18 protein-coding genes are annotated in these 18,576 nt (G+C 71.1%); 4 read left to right on the top strand and 14 right to left on the bottom strand.

All coding sequences use genetic code 11. The annotated features are described in order from the left end of the window. Positions 1-21 precede the first annotated feature (21 nt). Together KMS84_RS17875 and KMS84_RS17870 are read right to left on the bottom strand one after the other, a co-directional pair. Positions 22-2,535, bottom strand: a complete 2,514-nt coding sequence (locus KMS84_RS17875; RefSeq protein ID WP_256917238.1) for a P-loop NTPase family protein — start codon at positions 2,533-2,535, stop codon at positions 22-24. 234 nt (positions 2,536-2,769) lie between these two features. Then, positions 2,770-3,093, bottom strand: a complete 324-nt coding sequence (locus tag KMS84_RS17870) for an STAS domain-containing protein (RefSeq protein WP_020131168.1) — start codon at positions 3,091-3,093, stop codon at positions 2,770-2,772. Positions 3,094-3,556: 463 nt separating this feature from the next. Between KMS84_RS17870 and KMS84_RS17865 the strand changes: the two genes are divergently transcribed. After that, the gene (locus tag KMS84_RS17865) at positions 3,557-4,129 is read left to right on the top strand and encodes a cob(I)yrinic acid a,c-diamide adenosyltransferase (protein ID WP_256917237.1); all 573 of its coding nucleotides are present in this window, start codon (positions 3,557-3,559) and stop codon (positions 4,127-4,129) included. A 42-nt stretch (positions 4,130-4,171) separates the two neighbouring features. Here KMS84_RS17865 and KMS84_RS17860 read toward each other — a convergent pair whose 3' ends face one another. Beyond that, a complete protein-coding gene (locus tag KMS84_RS17860) occupies positions 4,172-4,741 on the bottom strand; it encodes a hypothetical protein (RefSeq protein ID WP_256917236.1) in 570 nt (189 codons plus the stop codon). A gap of 152 nt (positions 4,742-4,893) precedes the next feature. Here KMS84_RS17860 and KMS84_RS17855 point away from each other — a divergent pair, with 152 nt between their 5' ends. The 3 genes from KMS84_RS17855 to KMS84_RS17845 all read left to right on the top strand — a co-directional run bounded on the left by KMS84_RS17855 (position 4,894) and on the right by KMS84_RS17845 (position 8,759). Then, positions 4,894-6,069, top strand: coding sequence for a sensor histidine kinase (locus KMS84_RS17855; RefSeq protein WP_256917235.1), 1,176 nt, complete (start codon positions 4,894-4,896; stop codon positions 6,067-6,069). Further along, positions 6,066-6,731 (top strand): response regulator, encoded by a 666-nt coding sequence (locus tag KMS84_RS17850; RefSeq protein WP_256917234.1) that lies wholly within the window; start codon positions 6,066-6,068, stop codon positions 6,729-6,731. The genes KMS84_RS17855 and KMS84_RS17850 overlap by 4 nt, the downstream gene beginning before the upstream one ends. A 195-nt stretch (positions 6,732-6,926) precedes the next feature. Beyond that, positions 6,927-8,759, top strand: a complete 1,833-nt coding sequence (locus tag KMS84_RS17845) for a glycoside hydrolase family 18 chitinase (RefSeq protein ID WP_256917233.1) — start codon at positions 6,927-6,929, stop codon at positions 8,757-8,759. A 136-nt stretch (positions 8,760-8,895) separates the two neighbouring features. Here the strand turns inward: KMS84_RS17845 and KMS84_RS17840 are convergent, their stop codons facing one another. The 11 genes from KMS84_RS17840 to KMS84_RS17790 form a co-directional block, all read right to left on the bottom strand. Continuing rightward, entirely contained in the window at positions 8,896-9,342 is a 447-nt protein-coding gene (locus KMS84_RS17840) for a DUF2550 domain-containing protein (protein ID WP_256908598.1), read from the bottom strand. Positions 9,343-9,483: 141 nt separating this feature from the next. Beyond that, positions 9,484-9,858 (bottom strand): F0F1 ATP synthase subunit epsilon, encoded by a 375-nt coding sequence (locus tag KMS84_RS17835; protein ID WP_256917232.1) that lies wholly within the window; start codon positions 9,856-9,858, stop codon positions 9,484-9,486. Positions 9,859-9,991: 133 nt separating this feature from the next. Then, positions 9,992-11,428 carry a F0F1 ATP synthase subunit beta gene (gene atpD, locus KMS84_RS17830; protein ID WP_256917231.1) on the bottom strand — a complete coding sequence of 479 codons (1,437 nt, stop codon included), beginning with the start codon at positions 11,426-11,428 and terminating at the stop codon, positions 9,992-9,994. After that, complete coding sequence (locus tag KMS84_RS17825; RefSeq protein ID WP_256917230.1) at positions 11,428-12,345, bottom strand: F0F1 ATP synthase subunit gamma; 918 nt, start codon at positions 12,343-12,345, stop codon at positions 11,428-11,430. Before KMS84_RS17825 ends, atpD begins: the two co-directional genes overlap by 1 nt. A 21-nt stretch (positions 12,346-12,366) precedes the next feature. Then, on the bottom strand, positions 12,367-13,956 hold the full coding sequence (gene atpA, locus KMS84_RS17820) for a F0F1 ATP synthase subunit alpha (protein WP_190153241.1): 1,590 nt from the start codon (positions 13,954-13,956) through the stop codon (positions 12,367-12,369). A 134-nt stretch (positions 13,957-14,090) separates the two neighbouring features. After that, a complete protein-coding gene (locus tag KMS84_RS17815) occupies positions 14,091-14,912 on the bottom strand; it encodes a F0F1 ATP synthase subunit delta (RefSeq protein WP_256917229.1) in 822 nt (273 codons plus the stop codon). Beyond that, positions 14,909-15,457: a F0F1 ATP synthase subunit B gene (locus KMS84_RS17810; protein ID WP_438818950.1), complete on the bottom strand. Its 549-nt coding sequence runs from the start codon at positions 15,455-15,457 to the stop codon at positions 14,909-14,911. The genes KMS84_RS17815 and KMS84_RS17810 overlap by 4 nt, the downstream gene beginning before the upstream one ends. Positions 15,458-15,503: 46 nt before the next feature. Further along, entirely contained in the window at positions 15,504-15,749 is a 246-nt protein-coding gene (gene atpE / locus KMS84_RS17805; RefSeq protein WP_256917227.1) for an ATP synthase F0 subunit C, read from the bottom strand. Positions 15,750-15,823: 74 nt separating this feature from the next. After that, entirely contained in the window at positions 15,824-16,633 is an 810-nt protein-coding gene (gene atpB / locus KMS84_RS17800; protein ID WP_256917226.1) for a F0F1 ATP synthase subunit A, read from the bottom strand. Positions 16,634-16,855: 222 nt separating this feature from the next. Continuing rightward, the gene (locus tag KMS84_RS17795) at positions 16,856-17,269 is read right to left on the bottom strand and encodes a Cg1360 family ATP-synthase-associated protein (protein ID WP_256917225.1); all 414 of its coding nucleotides are present in this window, start codon (positions 17,267-17,269) and stop codon (positions 16,856-16,858) included. 352 nt (positions 17,270-17,621) lie between these two features. Then, positions 17,622-18,545, bottom strand: coding sequence for a 3-hydroxybutyryl-CoA dehydrogenase (locus tag KMS84_RS17790; RefSeq protein WP_256917224.1), 924 nt, complete (start codon positions 18,543-18,545; stop codon positions 17,622-17,624). Between the last annotated feature and the right edge of the window lie 31 nt (positions 18,546-18,576).

The raw sequence follows: 18,576 nt of genomic DNA, 5'->3' as shown, positions 1-18,576 counted from the left end.
CGTCTCCGTGTGCCCGCGCGCTCAGATCACCTCGTCCGGCGCTGCCGGCGTGCCGGCGCTCGCGGCGGGTCCGGCGGAGGTGAGGGAGCTGCCCGGCGAGGACGACATCGAGCTGGTCGCCGAGTGGGAGCTGCCGCCGGTCGGCGTGCTGGTGGGCGCTCCGGTCTCCGACGCGGACGGGCTCGCGGAGGCGGACGGGCTCTGCGACGGCGACGACGACGGCGACGACGAGGGCCTCGAGGACGGGCTGGGCGACGAGGAGGGCCTGGGCGAGCCGGACGGCGTGCCCCCGTGCCCGGGGCCGGGCGAACCGCTGGCGTCGGGGGACGGTTCGGGCGACCCCGTGGGCGAGGGGTCGTCCGAGGTGCCCATGGTGCCGTCCGGGCCGGGGTCGGTCGGTCTGCTGGTCGCCCCGCCGGTGTCGGAGGACGTTCCGCCGTCGCCGGGGGCGTCGGCGTTCGGGTCGTCGCCGTTGGCTCCCGCGTCGGCGGTCGGGTTGACGCCGACCCGGTCGGAGGGGTTGTGGGCGTCGTTGTCGGAGGTCGCGCCGAGCGTCACGACCGTGCCGAGCACGGCGACGAGCAGCGCGCCCGCACCGGCCGCGACGAGGTTGCGCCGGGCCAGGCCCCTGAGGCCGGCGCGGTGGCGCGGGGCCGGCGGGGGCGACGGCTCGCGGCGGGCGACGAGGGTCTCCACCTCCGGCGCGAAGGACGGGAGCGCCGCCTGGACGGCGCGCGGCGGGGGCGCCGGCTCCTCCTGGCGGGGCTCGGGCGTCTCCTCGTCGGGCGCCGCCGGCAGGCCGGGTATGTCGCCGCTGGCGTCGGCGACCAGGGCGAGGGCGCGGCGGCCGGCCACGGTGCCGCGCTTGTCGGCGATGGCCCCGCGCAGGGTGAGGGAGGCCTCCAGTTCGGAGCGGGCGCGGTCGAGGTCGCCGGAGCACAGGGCGAGGACGCCGAGTTCGTGGTGGAAGTAGGCGCGGTCGGCGGACTCGCCGGCCAGTCGGGCGGCTTCGGCGCCCTCGTGCAGGGCGCTCTCCCAGGCCCGCCAGTGCAGGCCCGCGGCGAAGGCGGGGGCGGCGGTGCGGGCCAGCCGGACCGCGGTGGCCTCCTCGCCCTCGTCGGGGCGGGTGGTGGCGGGGACGACGGCGGCGAGGGCCGCGAGCACCGCGTCGGCCTCGGCGCACACCCGGTCGGGCGTGACCGAGGGGTGTCCGGCCCACCAGGCGTAGTGCTGGGCGGCGGTCCGGGCGCGGGCCTCGGCGTCGTCGGCGTATCCGGCGGCCTCCAGCTGGGTCCGCACGCCGACGGCGAGGCGGTAGCGGGTGCCGACCGGGGAGACGAGTCCGCAGGCGGTCAGTTCGCCGAGGGCCGCGTCGGCGTGGGTGTCGCCGACGAGGGCGGGCAGGTGCGCCTGGTGCGGGACCTCGCCGCCGAGGGCGACGGCGAAGCGCAGGGTGGCGCGGGCGCAGGCACTGAGGCGGGCGGCGAGCAGCGGCGCGGGCGCGGCGGCCTCGCCGAGCGAGGGCAGGGGTATCTCCTCCGCCTCGCCGGCCCCGGCCGCGGCCTCGACCGGTCCGGCCGGCCGGGCGTCCTCGAAGACGCCGAAGGCGTCCACGGCGTCGGCGTCGGCGCGCAGCCGGTCGCGCTGGCGGAGCAGGGCGCCGGCCTGGACGAACCGCAGCGGCAGTCCCTCGGACTCGAACCAGAGGTCGCCGGCCCAGTTGGCCTCCTCCTCGGTGAGGACCCGGCCGACGGCCTGCTCGATGACCTCGACGCCGCCCGCGCGGTCGAGTCCGGCCAGGGCGACCTCCTCGACGGCGGACTCCGCGGAGGGCGCGGGGGCGTCCGGGTCGGCGCCGAGCAGGAAGGCGCACTCGGGCGTGGCGTCGAGCAGTTCGTCGAGGTCGGCGCCGCCGAGGTCGACGTCGTCGACGACGACGACCGCGCCGATCTCGCGGACGAGGTCGCGCAGCTCGTCGTCCCCGGGGCGGTGCCGGGGGGCGTCGTGGACGGCGTGGAAGAGGTCGTGCAGCAGGTCGGAGGCGGTGCGGCCGAAGCCGGAGAGGCGGACGACGCCGTCGGGGGCGAGGTCCTCGCAGTCCTCGGCGACGAGGTCGAGGAGGCTGGTGCGGCCCGAGCCGGGAGCGCCGGTGACGCGGACGGAGCGGCCGCGGGCGAGCAGGCGGACCAGTTGTTCGCGTTCGTCCTGGCGGCCCTGGAGCGGCCACGGGGTGCGGGCCGGGCCGGCGGGGGCCGGCGGCCGGGCGGCGCGCTCGGTCTCGGCGCGCTGCTCGGGCGTGCGCCTGCCGGGCGGTTCGCTCTCCTGCGTCCCGGGCGGACGCCGTTCTATCTCGCTGCCGTCCACCGGGTTGACGGTGAGCAGGTGTTCGCCGACGACGAGCCGCACGGTGCGGGCCTGGGCCGGCTGGTGCTGGCCGAAGTCGGGTGTGAGGGGGTCCCGGGAAGGGCGTGGGCGCGGCGCTTTCCCGTCGCCGTCATGGCCGTACTCCTCGGGTCCCCGCGGGTTCGGGTCCATAGGTTCGAGCCCCCCAAAAGCGTCGTGTGGCGGTAGCCCCTCCCGGCCTTGCTGCACACTGCGCTGTCGCTTCTGGTCCGGTGCCCGCTCGAGGCTGAGAGCGGCGGGCAGACGAACCGTAAACCTTCGCACAGTATCTACGACAGCCCGGGGTGCCGCGCCGCCCGAAGCGTCACAGTCTCGTGAGGATTGCGCCCGTCACACGTTTCCCGTGCAGGCCACGGCCCCCGTGGGTCACACCCGGGGCAGCGACTCCACGCCGATGCCGCCCTCGATCGCGAGGATGCGGTGCAACCGGGTGGCCACCAGCAGGCGTTGCATCTGCGGGGGTACGCCGCGCAGCACCAGCCGCCGGCCGCAGCGGCCCGCCCGTCGGTGGACGCCCATGATGACGCCGAGTCCGGTGGCGTCCCAGGAGTCCAGCTCGGACAGGTCGAGCACCAGGTCGCCGACTCCGTCGTCGACGGCCGTGTGCAGGGCCGTACGGGCGTCCGCCGCGCTGCGGACGTCGAGACGGCCCCCGACGACCAGCTCGACGTGGTCGCCCCTGATGTGCATAGCGCTCCCCTAAGCGTGCGTCTCGTGCTCCGCGGTGTGATGTCCGGTGGTGCGTTGCATCCTCTGACTGCGTGAAGCGGCCGGAGGTTGCCGTCTGTGAGCGAACCGATACCGAATTCACCCGCAGGGGTGAGGCCCGTGGGGCCTGTGCGGTGTGCGCCTGGAGAAGCCCTGCCCGCTCACGCGTCCGATGTCACCGGCGTTCAGCCATCCGGCGCAGCCGTTCCGGTCGCCTGTCCGGTTGCCCGTCCCGGTACCTGTCCGTGTGCCTCTCGGCCGGACATTAGCGGTCGGGAGTCGCTGTGTGACCGGTTAGTAACGCGTTTCACGTCTCAGGGCGTGAGACGCCGGTCACGTCGTCAATTCCTGCCCGATTCCCACCGATTGGCCCGGAAACGAGCCCGGGTGGCCACCGTGACGGACGGAACGGAACGCACCCGCGGGGACGGTCTAGATTGGCGTCATGGTCAATCTGACGCGCATCTACACCAGGACCGGCGACCAGGGCACCACGGCTCTCGGCGACATGAGCAGGGTCGCCAAGACCGACCTGCGGATCGCCGCGTACGCGGACGCCAACGAGGCGAACGCGGTGATCGGCACGGCGCTCGCGCTGGGCGGGCTCGACGAGGAACTCGTCGCGGTCCTCACCCGCGTCCAGAACGACCTGTTCGACGTGGGCGCGGACCTGTCGACGCCGGTGGCGGAGAACCCCGCGTTCCCGCCGCTGCGGGTGGAGCAGTTCTACGTGGACCGGCTGGAGGCGGACTGCGACCGCTTCAACGAGCGGCTGGAGAAGCTGCGCTCGTTCATCCTGCCCGGGGGCGCCCCGGGCGCGGCGCTGCTGCACCAGGCCTGCACGGTCGTCAGGCGGGCCGAGCGCTCCACGTGGGCGGCGCTGGAGGTGCACGGCGAGGTGATGAACCCGCTGACCGCGACCTACCTCAACCGCCTGTCGGACCTCCTGTTCATCCTGGCCCGCACGGCCAACAAGGCCACCGGCGACGTGCTGTGGGTGCCGGGCGGCGAGCGCTGACCGGGGCGGCCCGCGGCCGCGCCGGGCGGGAGGCCGGGCTCGCTAGCGCAGGTTGGCCGGTTCCCGCTCCGGCTCGCCGCGCGGCCGCTTCTTCGGGAAGAGGGTGTAGCTCGCGGCGATGACGAGGTTGACGCCGACGACGAACAGCATCCGCTGCTGCCACGCCCGCAGCGAGTCGGTCCCGCCGTCGCCGCCGACGTACCAGACGGCCGCCTGGAGCAGGGCGACGGCGGTCAGGGCGGCGAGGATCCAGCGGCCGGCGACCTTCCACTCGTGCACGGCGCGGGCCGTGCCGTACCGGGGCGGGCGCACGGGCGGCGGACCGCCGGCGAAGCGGTGGGCGACCCGGGCGTCGACCCACCGGATCGTGGAGTGACCGAGGCCCACGGTGAAACCGATGTAGACGGCGGCGAGACCGTGCCGCCAGTCCGGCTCGGCCCCGTTGCGCAGGTCCACCGCGGTCACCGCGAACAGCACGACCTCCAGCAGCGGCTCGCACAGCAGCAGGGCCAGCCCCAGCCTCGGCATGCGCAGCACGTACCGGAAGGCCAGTCCGGCGGCCAGCAGCATCCAGAAGGCCACCTCGCAGACGACGATCAGCGCGACGATCACGGCTTGCTCCTCTCGGTCTCCTTCCAGACTGCCGCCGCCGGAACCCGCCCTCGTCGTCGCCAATGACGAACCGGCGGTACATCGAAAGATGCAGTCCGGGACCGTCCCCGAGGGGCAGGCGCCCGGCGCGTGGGGCGTGTTGGATGGAGGGCATGCCCGTCAGACGTCTCCCCCGTCCGCACCAATTCGACGTGTTCCTCGCGGTCGGCGGACTGCTCGGCGGACTGCTCCTGGTGGCTGCCGGGCTGGGCACCCGCAGGTCCGACGATCCGATCACCCTCTTCGACGGCCCCTGGCCGGTGCTGGCGCCGCTCACCGTGATGGCGGGCTGCGAGGTGCTGCGCCGGGCGGCCCCGCGCACGGCCCTGATCGTCGCCGGCGTCACCGTCACCGCGGACCTGGCGACCCAGGGCAACCTGTCCACCGTCCTGATGTTCACCGACGTCGTGTACGCGGCCGTCCTGTACGGTCCGCTCGCCTCCGCCCGCCGCATCCAGTGGATCACCGGGCTGCTCACGGTGGCGGGGACGCTGGTGCCGTTCGCGGTGTGGCGGGTGCCGGAGGCGCTGCTGATCGGCGTGGTCGTGGGCGTCGTCGCGTACGGGCCGGCCGCCACCGGGTGGATCGTGCGCAACCACCGTGACGCCGCCGAGGCCGCCCGGCTGCGGGCCGAGCAGACCGCGCTGCTCGCCGAGGCGGACCGCGCCCAGGCGGTCGGGGCCGAGCGGGCGCGGATGGCGCGGGAGTTGCACGACATGGTCGCCAACCACCTCTCCGCGATCGCCATCCACTCGACGGCGGCCCTCTCGCTCGACGATCCGGCCACCTCCCGGCAGGCCCTCACCGTCATCCGCGAGAACAGCGTCGAGGGGCTGGCGGAGATGCGGCGGCTGATCGGCATCCTGCGCGACGGGAGCGGGGACCGCGAGCCGGCCGCCGCTCCCACCCTCGACGGCCTGCGGTCCCTGGTCGACGGGGCCCGCGCCAACGGGCTCGACGTCAGCCTCGACGCCGACCACGGCACGGTCCCCACGCCCGTCGAGTTCGCCGCGTACCGCATCGTCCAGGAGTCGCTGACCAACGCCCTCAAGCACGCGCGCCCGGGGCGGGTCACCGTCGACCTCGTCCAGCACGGGGACGCGCTCGACCTGCGGGTGTGCAGTCCCTACGGTCACCGGGGCGGGCCCCGCGCCCCCGGCTCGGGCGCCGGGCTGGTGGGGATGCGGGAGCGGGCGGCGCTGCTCGGCGGCACGTTCGCCGCCGGGCCGGACGGCTCGCGCTGGACCGTGCGCGCCGTGCTGCCCCTCGCCGAGGGAGAGTCCGCGTGAGCGCCGTCATCCGGGTCCTGGTGGCCGAGGACCAGTCGGCGGTCCGGTCGGGGCTGGTCCTCATCCTGGGCAGCGCCCCCGACATCGAGGTGGTCGGCGAGGCGGCGGACGGCGAGCGGGCGGTGGCGCTGGCCCGGGAGCTGCGGCCCGACCTGGTGCTGATGGACGTGCAGATGCCGCGGCTGGACGGGGTGTCGGCGACCAGGCGGGTGGTCGAGGAGGGTCTCGCCGACGTGCTGGTGCTGACCACCTTCGACCTCGACGAGTACGTGTTCGGCGCCCTGCGGGCGGGCGCGGCCGGATTTCTGCTGAAGAACGCGGAGGCGCGGGACCTGCTGGCCGCGGTCCGTACGGTGGCGGCCGGGGAGGGCCTGATCGCGCCGGCCGTGACCCGCCGTCTGATCGCCGAGTTCGCCGCCCGTCCGGTGCGCGCGCCCGCGGCCGATCCCGCCGTGCTCGACTCGCTGACCCGGCGCGAGCGCGAGGTGCTGGCCTGCCTGGGCGAGGGGCTGTCCAACGCGGGGATCGCCGAGCGCCTGGACATGGCCGAGGCGACGGTGAAGACCCACGTGAGCCGGCTGCTGGGAAAGCTGGAGCTGCGCAGCCGGGTCCAGGCGGCGGTGCTGGCACGGGAGTTGGGGATCGGCCTCCCGGGCGGGTGACGGCCGCGAGGGAGCGCGGCCGTCACCGGGGAAACCGTCGGGCGGTCGCCCCGCGGCCGGGAACACGGCGGTTCGAGGTTTATCCCGCGCAGTGGTCCAGACCTATTGACCCGTGGTCCAGACCTTTCTATTCTCGCGGCACCGTGGGTGTGAAGGCTCAGTCACGCCCCCCAACTCCCCCCGAGGAGGCGCAGGATGCGCTTCAGACACAGAGCCGCGGCAGGGTTCGCGACCCTGTTGCTCCCGCTGGCCGGCCTGGTCGGTCTTACGGGCCCCGCCCAGGCGGCGGCAGACTCAGCGGCGGCCTCCGCCACCTACACGAAGGCCTCCGACTGGGGCACCGGCTTCGAGGGCAGGTGGACGGTGAAGAACACCGGCACCACCGCCATCAGTTCGTGGACGGTCGAGTGGGACTTCCCCTCCGGCACGTCCGTCACCTCGGCCTGGGACGCCGACGTCACGTCCTCCGGCCTGCACTGGACCGCCAAGAACAAGTCCTACAACGGCTCCCTGGCCCCCGGCGCCTCGGTCAGCTTCGGCTTCAACGGGGCGGGAGCCGGCTCACCGTCCAACTGCAAGATCAACGGCGGCAGTTGTGACGGCACGACCGTCCCGGGTGACGCCGCGCCGTCCGCCCCGGGCACCCCGACCGCCTCCTCCGTCACCGACACCTCGGTGAAACTCGCCTGGTCGGCCGCCACCGACGACAAGGGCGTCAAGAACTACGACGTCCTGCGCGACGGCGCCAAGGTCGCCACGGTGACGACGACCTCGTACACCGACACCGGCCTGACCGCCGGCACCGACTACTCCTACACCGTCCGGGCCCGCGACACCGCCGACCAGACCGGACCGGCCAGCGGCGCGGTCGCCGTCCACACCACCGGCGGCGGCACGACTCCCCCCACCACCGGCGACAAGGTTAAGCTCGGCTACTTCACCGAGTGGGGCATCTACGGCCGCAACTACAACGTCAAGAACCTCGTGACGTCCGGCTCGGCCGCCAAGATCACGCACATCAACTACGCCTTCGGCAACGTCACGAACGGCCAGTGCGCGATCGGCGACTCCTACGCCGACTACGACAAGGCCTTCACCGCCGACCAGTCCGTCAGCGGCGTCGCCGACACCTGGGACCAGCCGCTGCGCGGCAACTTCAACCAGCTGCGCCAGCTGAAGGCCAAGTACCCGCACATCAAGGTGCTGTGGTCCTTCGGCGGCTGGACCTGGTCCGGCGGCTTCGCCCAGGCCGCCGCCAACCCGGCCGCGTTCGCGCAGTCCTGCTACAACCTGGTCGAGGACCCGCGCTGGGCCGACGTCTTCGACGGCATCGACATCGACTGGGAGTACCCCAACGCCTGCGGCCTGTCCTGCGACACCAGCGGCGCCGCGGCCTACAAGAACCTGATGCAGGCCCTGCGCGCCAAGTTCGGCACGGGCAACCTGGTCACCGCGGCGACCACCGCCGACGGCTCCACCGGCGGCAAGATCGACGCCGCCGACTACGCCGGCGCCGCCCAGTACGTCAACTGGTACAACGTGATGACGTACGACTTCTTCGGCGCCTGGGCGGCCCAGGGCCCGACGGCCCCGCACTCGCCGCTCACCTCGTACAGCGGCATCCCGACGGCCGGGTTCACGACGGCCGACGCGATGGCCAAGTTCAAGGCGAAGGGCGTGCCCGCGAGCAAGCTGCTCATCGGCATCGGCTTCTACGGCCGCGGCTGGACCGGCGTCACCCAGGACGCCCCGGGCGGCACGGCCACGGGCCCGGCGGCCGGCACCTACGAGCAGGGCATCGAGGACTACAAGGTCCTCAAGACGTCCTGCCCCGCCACCGGAACCGTCGCCGGCACGGCGTACGCGAAGTGCGGCAGCAACTGGTGGTCGTACGACACCCCGGCCACCATCGCCGGCAAGATGACCTGGGCCAAGAACCAGGGGCTGGGCGGCGCGTTCTTCTGGGAGTTCAGCGGCGACACCGGCAACGGAGAGCTGGTGAGCGCCATCAGCAACGGACTGGGATAACCCCCCGTCCGACACCGCACCCGCCGCGGCCGGCCTCCGGGCCGGTCCGCGGCGGACCCGTTCCGCGCGCCGCGCACGCCCCCCGCGTGCGCGGCACCGTGCCGGCCGGCCGACAGGACGCACCACGACCGGTGTGTCAGGCGACGTTGACGCGCTGACCGGGCGGGGCCGCCTCCAGCCAGGCGAGGAATCCGGTCAAGGCGTCCTCGCTCATGGCGAGTTCGAGCCGGGTGCCGCGGTGCACACAGACGAGGACGACCGCGTCGGACAGCAGCGCCAGCTCCTCCTCGCCCTCGGGAAGCCGGCGGCCCGCCACCTCGATCGAACCGCGCTCCAGCACACGGCGCGGGCGGTAGGCGTAGGAGAAGACCCGGTACCACTCGATGCGGTCGCCGTTGTAGCGGGCGACGCCGTAGCTCCAGCCCTTTCCGCTCGTGTCCGGTTCCTCGGGGACGCCCCAGCGCAGCGAACAGTCGAAGGTGCCGCCGGACCGCTGGATGAGTCTGCGGCGCAGACCGAAGACGAACAACCCCAGCACCACCAGGGCCACGACGATTCCGCACACAGTCAGAGCGAGGACCATCGACACCGACCTCCTCGTCTCCTAGGTACCGAAATAGGTAACGGAACGGAAAAAACATCCATATCTGCCTCAGCCGCGGTCGGCGCCGGATTGCTCCGGAACCGACCGCGGCTGAGTGACGTCATGCGGCTGTGCCCTGGGTCAGCGCGAGGCCGCCGCACGCAGTCGTACGTCCGCGCGACGCTCGGCGGCGGCGTCGCCCTCCGCCTTCGCGCGCTCCAGCTCCCGCTCCACGCGCTGGACGTCGATCTCGTCCGACAGCTCGGCGATCTCGGCCAGCAGCGAGAGCTTGTTGTCCGCGAACGAGATGAAACCGCCGTGCACCGCGGCGACGACCGTTCCACCATCACTCGTACGGATGGTCACCGGGCCCGACTCCAGCACACCGAGCAGCGGCTGGTGACCGGGCATGACGCCGATGTCGCCCGACGTGGTGCGCGCGACGACCAGGTTGGCCTCGCCGGACCAGACCTCTCGGTCGGCCGCGACCAGCGCGACGTGCAGCTCAGCAGCCAAGGTGGCTCCTCGGGTCACCACCCGGCGGATTCTGCCGGGTGTTGGTTACAAGTCTAAGGGGCGTGAGTGAGGGGGCGGGACGCGCCCGCCCCCTCGGACGTGAGCCGTGGGGCTCACTGCGAACTCAGGGAGTTCAGGAGACGCCCAGCTCCTTGGCGTTGGCCTTCAGGTCCTCGATGCCACCGCACAGGAAGAACGCCTGCTCCGGGAAGTGGTCGTACTCGCCGTCGATGATCGCGTTGAACGCGGTGATCGACTCGTCCAGCGGGACGTCCGACCCGTCGACGCCGGTGAACTGCTTGGCGACGTGGGTGTTCTGGGACAGGAAGCGCTCGACGCGACGGGCGCGGTGGACGGTGAGCTTGTCCTCCTCGCCCAGCTCGTCGATGCCGAGGATCGCGATGATGTCCTGAAGGTCCTTGTACTTCTGGAGGACGTTCTTGACGCGCATCGCGGTGTTGTAGTGGTCCGCCGCGATGTAGCGGGGGTCCAGGATCCGGGACGTGGAGTCCAGCGGGTCCACGGCCGGGTAGATGCCCTTCTCCGAGATCGGACGGGACAGAACCGTCGTCGCGTCGAGGTGGGCGAAGGTGGTGGCCGGGGCCGGGTCGGTCAGGTCGTCCGCGGGGACGTAGATCGCCTGCATCGAGGTGATCGAGTGACCACGGGTCGAGGTGATGCGCTCCTGGAGGAGACCCATCTCGTCGGCCAGGTTCGGCTGGTAGCCCACCGCGGAGGGCATGCGGCCGAGCAGGGTCGAGACCTCGGAACCGGCCTGCGTGAAGCGGAAGATGTTGTCGATGAAGAACAGCACGTCCTGCTTCTGCACATCGCGGAAGTACTCCGCCATGGTCAGACCGGCCAGGGCCACGCGCAGACGGGTGCCCGGGGGCTCGTCCATCTGACCGAAGACCAGGGCGGTCTTGTCGATGACGCCCGAGTCGGCCATCTCCTCGATGAGGTCGTTGCCCTCACGGGTGCGCTCACCGACGCCGGCGAACACGGAGACACCGTCGTGGTTGTTGGCGACGCGGTAGATCATCTCCTGGATGAGCACCGTCTTGCCGACGCCGGCGCCGCCGAACAGACCGATCTTTCCACCCTTGACGTACGGGGTGAGAAGGTCGATGACCTTGACGCCGGTCTCGAACATCTCGGTCTTCGACTCGAGCTCGTCGAAGTTCGGGGCCTTGCGGTGGATGGACCAGCGCTCACCGTCGTACTGCTCGTCGACGTTCAGCACCTCACCGAGGGTGTTGAACACCTTGCCCTTGGTGAAGTCGCCGACCGGGACGGTGATGCCCGTGCCGGTGTCGGTGACCGCGGCCTGGCGGACCAGACCGTCGGTGGGCTGCATCGAGATCGTGCGGACCAGGCCGTCACCCAGGTGCTGGGCGACCTCCAGGGTCAGCGTCTTCTTCTCGCCGGCGAGGGCCGGGTCGGCCACCTCGACGTGAAGGGCGTTGTAGATCTCCGGCATGGCGTCGACGGGGAATTCCACGTCGACGACCGGGCCGATGACCCGGGCGACGCGGCCCGTGGCAACGGCCGTCTCAACTGTCGTCGTCATTACCTGTCACTCCCCGCGGTCGCGTCGGCCAGGGCTGCGGAGCCACCGACGATCTCGCTGATTTCCTGGGTGATTTCGGCCTGGCGGGCCGCGTTGGCAAGGCGGGAGAGCGTCTCGATGAGCTCTCCTGCGTTGTCGGTGGCCGACTTCATCGCGCGCCGCGTGGCGGCGTGCTTCGAGGCTGCCGACTGGAGGAGCGCGTTGTACACGCGGCTCTCCACATAGCGCGGCAGCAGGGCGTCGAGGACGTCCTCCGCCGAGGGCTCGAAGTCGTACAGCGGAAGGATCTCGCCCTTCGGCGCCGACTCCTTGGCCACCTCGTCGAGGCTGAGCGGCAGCAGGCGGTCGCCGAGCGCCGTCTGCGTCATCATCGAGACGAACTCGGTGAAGACGATGTGGAGTTCGTCCACGCCGCCCTCGGCCGTGTCCTTCTCGATGGCCTCGATCAGCGGACCCGCGACCTTCTTCGCGTCCGCGTAGGTGGGCTCGTCGGTGAAGCCCGACCACGAGTCCGCGACCTTGCGCTCGCGGAAGTTGTAGTGGGCCAGACCGCGGCGGCCGACGATGTACGTGTCGACCTCCTTGCCCTCCGCCTCAAGGCGCGCCGTCAGCTGCTCGGCGGCCTTGATCGCGTTGGAGTTGAAGGCGCCGGCCAGTCCGCGGTCGCTCGTGAGGAGCAGCACCGCGGCACGGGTCGCCGTCTCCGCCTCCGTGGTCAGCGGGTGCTTGGTGTTCGAGCCGGTGCCGACCGCCGAGACCGCGCGGGTGAGCTCGGTCGCGTACGGCGCGGAGGCCGCCACCTTGCGCTGCGCCTTGACGACGCGCGAGGCGGCGATCATCTCCATCGCCTTGGTGATCTTCTTGGTCGCGGTGACGGATCGGATGCGACGCTTGTAGACCCGGAGCTGGGCTCCCATGAGTCAGGTCCCTTCCTTACGTCACTTGGCCGCGGCCGGGGCGTCCTCGCCGAGAAGCTTGCCGTCCGAGGTCTCGAACTGCTTCTTGAACTCGGCGATGGCGTCGGCAACAGCGGTGAGGGTGTCGTCCGACATCTTCGCGCCCTCCTTGATGGAGGTCATGAGGCCCTGCTCCTTGCGGTGCAGGTAGTCCAGCAGCTCCTTCTCGAAGCGGCGGACGTCGGAGACCGGAACGTCGTCCATCTTGCCGGTGGTGCCGGCCCAGACGGAGACGACCTGGTCCTCGGTGGGCATCGGCTGGTACTGCGGCTGCTTGAGCAGCTCGACCAGGCGCTGACCACGCTCCAGCTGCGACTTCGACGCGGCGTCCAGGTCGGAACCGAAGGCGGCGAACGCCTCCAGCTCGCGGTACTGGGCGAGGTCGAGGCGGAGCCGGCCCGAGACCTGGCGCATGGCCTTGTGCTGGGCGGAGCCGCCGACGCGGGAGACCGAGATACCGACGTTCAGGGCCGGGCGCTGACCGGCGTTGAACAGGTCGGACTCCAGGAAGCACTGGCCGTCGGTGATGGAGATGACGTTGGTCGGGATGAACGCCGACACGTCGTTGGCCTTGGTCTCGACGATCGGCAGACCGGTCATCGAGCCGGCGCCCAGCTCGTCCGAGAGCTTCGCGCAGCGCTCCAGCAGGCGGGAGTGCAGGTAGAAGACGTCACCCGGGTAGGCCTCGCGGCCCGGCGGGCGGCGCAGCAGCAGGGACACGGCGCGGTAGGCGTCGGCCTGCTTCGAGAGGTCGTCGAAGATGATGAGGACGTGCTTGCCCTCGTACATCCACTGCTGGCCGATGGCCGAGCCCGTGTACGGCGCCAGGTACTTGAAGCCGGCCGGGTCGGACGCCGGGGCGGCGACGATGGTCGTGTACTCCAGCGCGCCGGCCTCTTCCAGGGCGCCACGCACGGAGGCGATGGTCGAGCCCTTCTGGCCGATGGCGACGTAGACGCAGCGGACCTGCTTCTTCGGGTCGCCCGAGCGCCAGTTGTCGCGCTGGTTGATGATCGTGTCGACGGCCAGGGCGGTCTTGCCCGTCTGGCGGTCGCCGATGATCAGCTGACGCTGACCACGGCCGATCGGGGTCATCGCGTCGACGGCCTTGTAGCCGGTCTCCATCGGCTCGTGCACCGACTTACGGGCCATGACACCGGGAGCCTGAAGCTCCAGGGCACGGCGGCCGGACGTCTCGATCTCGCCGAGGCCGTCGATCGGGTTGCCGAGCGGGTCGACGACGCGGCCGAGGTAGCCCTCGCCGACGGCGACGGACAGCACCTCGCCGGTGCGGGTGACCGGCTGGCCCTCCTCGACGCCGCTGAACTCGCCGAGGATGACGGTACCGATCTCGCGCTCTTCGAGGTTGAGCGCGAGACCGAGGGTGCCGTCCTCGAACCTCAGCAGTTCGTTGGCCATGGCCGAGGGGAGGCCCTCGACCTTCGCGATGCCGTCGCCGGCAAGGGTGACCGTACCGACCTCCTCGCGCGAGGCCGCGTCCGGCTTGTACGACTGGACAAAGTTCTCCAGCGCGTCCCGGATCTCCTCCGGCCGGATCGTGAGCTCCGCCATCTGGGTTCCCTGCTCTCCTTGTTGGGCCCGAAGTTTCACTTTGGGGGGATGGGGACTCCCCCCTGAAAGAGGTGAATCCTCTGCACGGCCCAACCAGGGCCGCCATCAGTTCGTACTGCGGTCTTGAGTTGCTGCTAGCTCGCCATGCGGCGGGCGGCGTCCTCGAGGCGGTCCGCGAGGGAGCCGTTGATCACCTCGTCGCCGACCTGCACCCGGATCCCGCCGAGGACCGCGGGGTCCACGTCGAGGTTGAGGTGCATCCGACGGCCGTAGAGCTTCGCGAGGGCCGCGCCGAGGCGCTGCTTCTGCGGGTCGCTCAGCGGCACCGCCGAGGTGACGACGGCGACCAGACGGTCGCGGCGCTCCGCGGCGAGCTTGGACAGGGACTCGAGGCCCGCTTCCAGGCTACGTCCACGCGGCGCGGTCACGAGGCGCGTCACCAGTCGCTCGGTGGCCGCGTCGGCCCGGCCCCCGAGCAGGCCGCGCAGCAGCTCGCTCTTGGCCTGGACGGTGGCCTTCCGGTCGGTCAGTGCGGCGCGCAGCTCGGTGTTGGAGGAGACGATCCGCCCGAAGCGGAACAGCTCGTCCTCGACGTCGTCGAGCGTGCCGGCCTTCTGCGCGGCGGTGAGGTCGGCGATGTTCGCCAGCTCCTCCAGCGCGTCCACCAGGTCGCGGGACTGCGACCAGCGGGAGCGCACCGTGCCGGCCACCAGGTCGGCGGTCGGACCGCTGACCTGGCTGCCGAGCAGGCGCTGGACCAGCTCGGCCTTGCGGTCGGCGGCCTGCGCCGGGTCGGTGAGGACCCGACGCAGCGCGATCTCGCCGTGGAGCAGCGCCGTGACGGACGCCAGTTCCGCTGCGAGTCGCTCCGCGTCCACGGACGTGGAGTCCGTCAGCGCGTCCAGACGCTCACGGGCTGCTGCGAATGCCTCGCGGCTCGCTCCGTGTGCGGTCATCGAGACGCCTCGGCCTTCTCCTCGAGCTCGTCGAGGAAGCGGTCGATGACACGGCTCTGCCGGGCGTGGTCCTCGAGGGACTCGCCGACGAGCTTGCCGGCCAGTTCGGTGGCGAGCTTGCCGACGTCCTGACGCAGCGCGGACGCGGCGGCCTTGCGGTCGGCCTCGATCTGGCTGTGTCCGGCGGCGACGATCTCCTCGCGCTGACGCTGGCCTTCCGCGCGCATCTCGGTGATGAGCGTGGCGCCCTGCTCCTGCGCCTCCTGGCGCAGCCGCGCGGCCTCGTGGCGGGCCTCGGCGAGCTGGGCCTTGTACTGCTCCAGGACGCTCTGGGCCTCGGTCCGGGCAATCTCGGCCTGTTCGATCCCGCCCTCGATGGCGTCGCGACGCTCTTCCAGAACCTTGTTGATGTTCGGAAGGAGCTTCTTGCCCAGGACGAAGAACACGATCGCGAACGCGATCAGACCGATGACGAGCTCGGGGATCTCCGGGATCAGAGGATTCTGGGCCTCCTCCTCAGCCGCGAGTTGCAGCAAGGGCGAGATCACATCAGTTCCTTCCGTGGAATTCTCTCGTCAGCGCAGACGCGGATCAGGCGCTCGGGTAGACGAAGCCCATGACCAGACCGATCAGGGCGAGCGCCTCACAGAGCACGAAGCCCAGGATCTGGTTCTGGCGGATCAGGCCGGCGGCCTCGGGCTGACGGGCCAGGGCCTGGGTGCCGTTACCGAAGATGATGCCAACGCCGACGCCGGGGCCGATGGCCGCGAGACCGTAGCCAATGGCAGCGAGGTTGCCCTTGATCTGGACCGCGGCGAGGGTGTCGAGAGCGGACATGCCGTAACTTCCTTCTCTTTCACACAGACCGGTGGGGGTTGGCCACCGGAAATTCGGGGGGGTGGTGCGGGTGCTCAGTGGTGCTCGGCGAGCGCGCCCTGGATGTAGCTACAGGACAGGAGGATGAAGACGTAGGCCTGGAGAGCCTGGATGAACAGCTCGAAGACCGTCATCACGAGGACCATCAGGAACGAGACCGCCGAGTAGGCGATGCCGATGCCGTTGAGCAGGTACCAGGTTCCGATGGTGAAGATGAGGATCAGAACGTGGCCCGCGAACATGTTCGCGAACAGTCGGACGGCGTGGGTGAACGGCCGGATGAACACGTTCGACAGGAACTCGAAGAACATGACCATCGGGAAGACCGGGCCGAGCGACGGGTCGTAGCCGGTGATGTTCTTCCATCCGCCGATGAAGCCGTGGCGCTTGAACGTCAGGCTCATCCACAGGATGTAGACGATGGCCGCGAGGCCCGCCGGGAAGGCGATGACCGCGGTGGCCGGGAACTGGGCGATCGGGATGATCGACCACAAGTTCATGATCCAGATGAAGAAGAACAGCGAGAACATCAGCGGGACGTACTTCTCGCCCTCGCGCTTGCCGATCGTCTCGTAGACGACGCCGCGACGGACGAAGTCGTAGCCGGCCTCGCCGACCATCTGGAGCTTGCCGGGGATCAGCTTCGGCTTGTTGAACGCCGCCCAGAAGAACCCGATGACGACGACGGTGCTCACCAGCGAGAGCAGCATCGGCTTGTTGAACTCGATGCCGCCGACGGTGAAGAGCGGCTCGAACATGAACGAGTGCAGGCCGGGGGTCGGGAAACCGCACCCGTCGAAAATATGACAGTCGGTCTCGAAGGCGAGCGTCTTGGCGTTACTCACCGCGAGCTCCTTCAGCGTGGCGCATGGGTACGGCAACCTCGATGTGTCGGCGCGGCCTGCGACCGCGGGACGGCACTGGACTGGACTTGCGGATAAGGGGGCGGCGACTGGGCTCCGAACCGTGAGACGTCACAGGCACGCTTGCCGCCCGCGCCAGCTCTGCCGCAGTTGTGGCGAGACCATAGCAAAAGAGCGGAAGGCCCTTTACACCGGCCCTACAGGTCACGACGACGTCCGGGCGGAGTCCGGCTCGACGTAGAGGATCTTGGCCTTCATGTGCGAACGCACCTGTGCCGCGATCCACACGAGAGTGGCGGCGAGCAGCGTGAACGCGAAGCATTTCGGGTTGAAGGCCGAGGTCCCCTTGAAGGTGATCAGGACGATCATCAGCAACAGGATCTGCGTGGTGTAGAGCAACAGCCCCATCGACTGGAAGAGATGGGGAAGCTGGCGCGCGGTGCGCAGCAGCACCACCAGTCCGCCGCCCATGAAGAGCAGGACGAGCACCGCGCCGAAGACGGCGCCGAGCGCTCCCTTGCCGCCGGCGACGGCGGCGCTCACCGCGACTCCCGCCACACCCGCGACAGCGGTGGGCAGGGCACAGTGCAGGAGCGTTCGTACGTCGTTGGACTGCATGGCGGCAACTCCGCAATCAAGGGGGGCAGGGTGTCGTCATGGACGAGCGTAGCCCCGGTCCGAGGGGCGAGAGACCTCACGCCGTCTCGCTCCGACCGACCGTCGTGGTGCGGTCCATCGGCTCTGTCCGGGGGTACTCGTGAACCGTATCACAAACTATTTGATGAGGTCTTTACCTACTGGGTGTGCCCGCTGTCACACATGAGAGCGACCGTGCGCGTCTGTGCGAGATCGCGGGGAGCTTGTCTGGTATTGGGGGCCTTTGCCCGCTCGTACTTCCCCCACGAGTTGGCAATGCTCTAGTCAGATTCTTACCTTGTCAGGGGGGAGCGCGAGGGCGCGGGCCCCGACGTCAGTAGGTGTAGAAACCCTGCCCCGACTTGCGGCCCAGCAGCCCGCCGTCGACCATCCGCGAGAGCATCGGGGACACCGCGTGGGCGGGCTCCCTGAACTCCTCGTACAGGGCGCGGGCGATGGCCGCCACGGTGTCCAGGCCGATGAGGTCGGCCAGCGCCAGCGGGCCCATGGGGTGGGAACAGCCCAGCGTCATCGCCTTGTCGATGTCCCGGGCGTCCGCGTACCCGGCCTCGTACATGCGGATCGCGGCGACGAGGTAGGGGATCAGCAGGGCGTTGACCACGAACCCGGAGCGGTCCCCGGCGTGGATCGCCTGCTTGCCGAGGACCTGGGTGACGAAGTCCGCGGCGGTGCGCCGGGCGCCTTCGTCGGTCAGCAGCGAGCCGACCACCTCGACCAGCGGCAGCACCGGGGCCGGGTTGAAGAAGTGCAGCCCGAGGACCTGCCCCGGGCGTCGCGTGGCCCGGGCCAGCCGTATGACGGGCAGGGCGGAGGTGTTCGTGGCGAGGATCGCGTCCGGGGCCTCGACGACCTCGTCCAGGGTGCGGAAGACCCGCAGTTTCGTGGCCTCGTGCTCGGGGACGGCCTCCAGGACGAGCTGACGGTCGTGGAAGGCGCCGAGGTCGGTGGCGTACGTGACCCGCGCGAGCGCCTCCTCCCGCTCCGCGTCGCTGATCCCGCCCTTGCGCACCGCGTTGCCGAGGGAGCGCTCCAGCCGGCCGCGCCCCCTGGCCAGGCCCGCTTCGCCCGAGGAGACGAGCAGCACGTCGCGCCCGGCCCGGGCGCAGACCTCGGCCAGGCCGGCGCCCATCACGCCGCACCCCACCACGCCGACCCGCCGGATCTCCCCGGCCGCGAGCGGGACGGGGGCGTCGGCGGGGGCGGCGGCCTCGGAGGCGGTCGTGGACGCGGTGGTCATGGCTTCTCCTGGGGGCGGCGGGGACGAGTGG

Source organism: Streptomyces hilarionis, from assembly GCF_024539675.1.
Lineage (GTDB): Bacteria > Actinomycetota > Actinomycetes > Streptomycetales > Streptomycetaceae > Streptomyces > Streptomyces hilarionis.
Note: the sequence above shows the minus strand (reverse complement) of the source record. Positions and strands in the feature narration are given on the sequence as shown.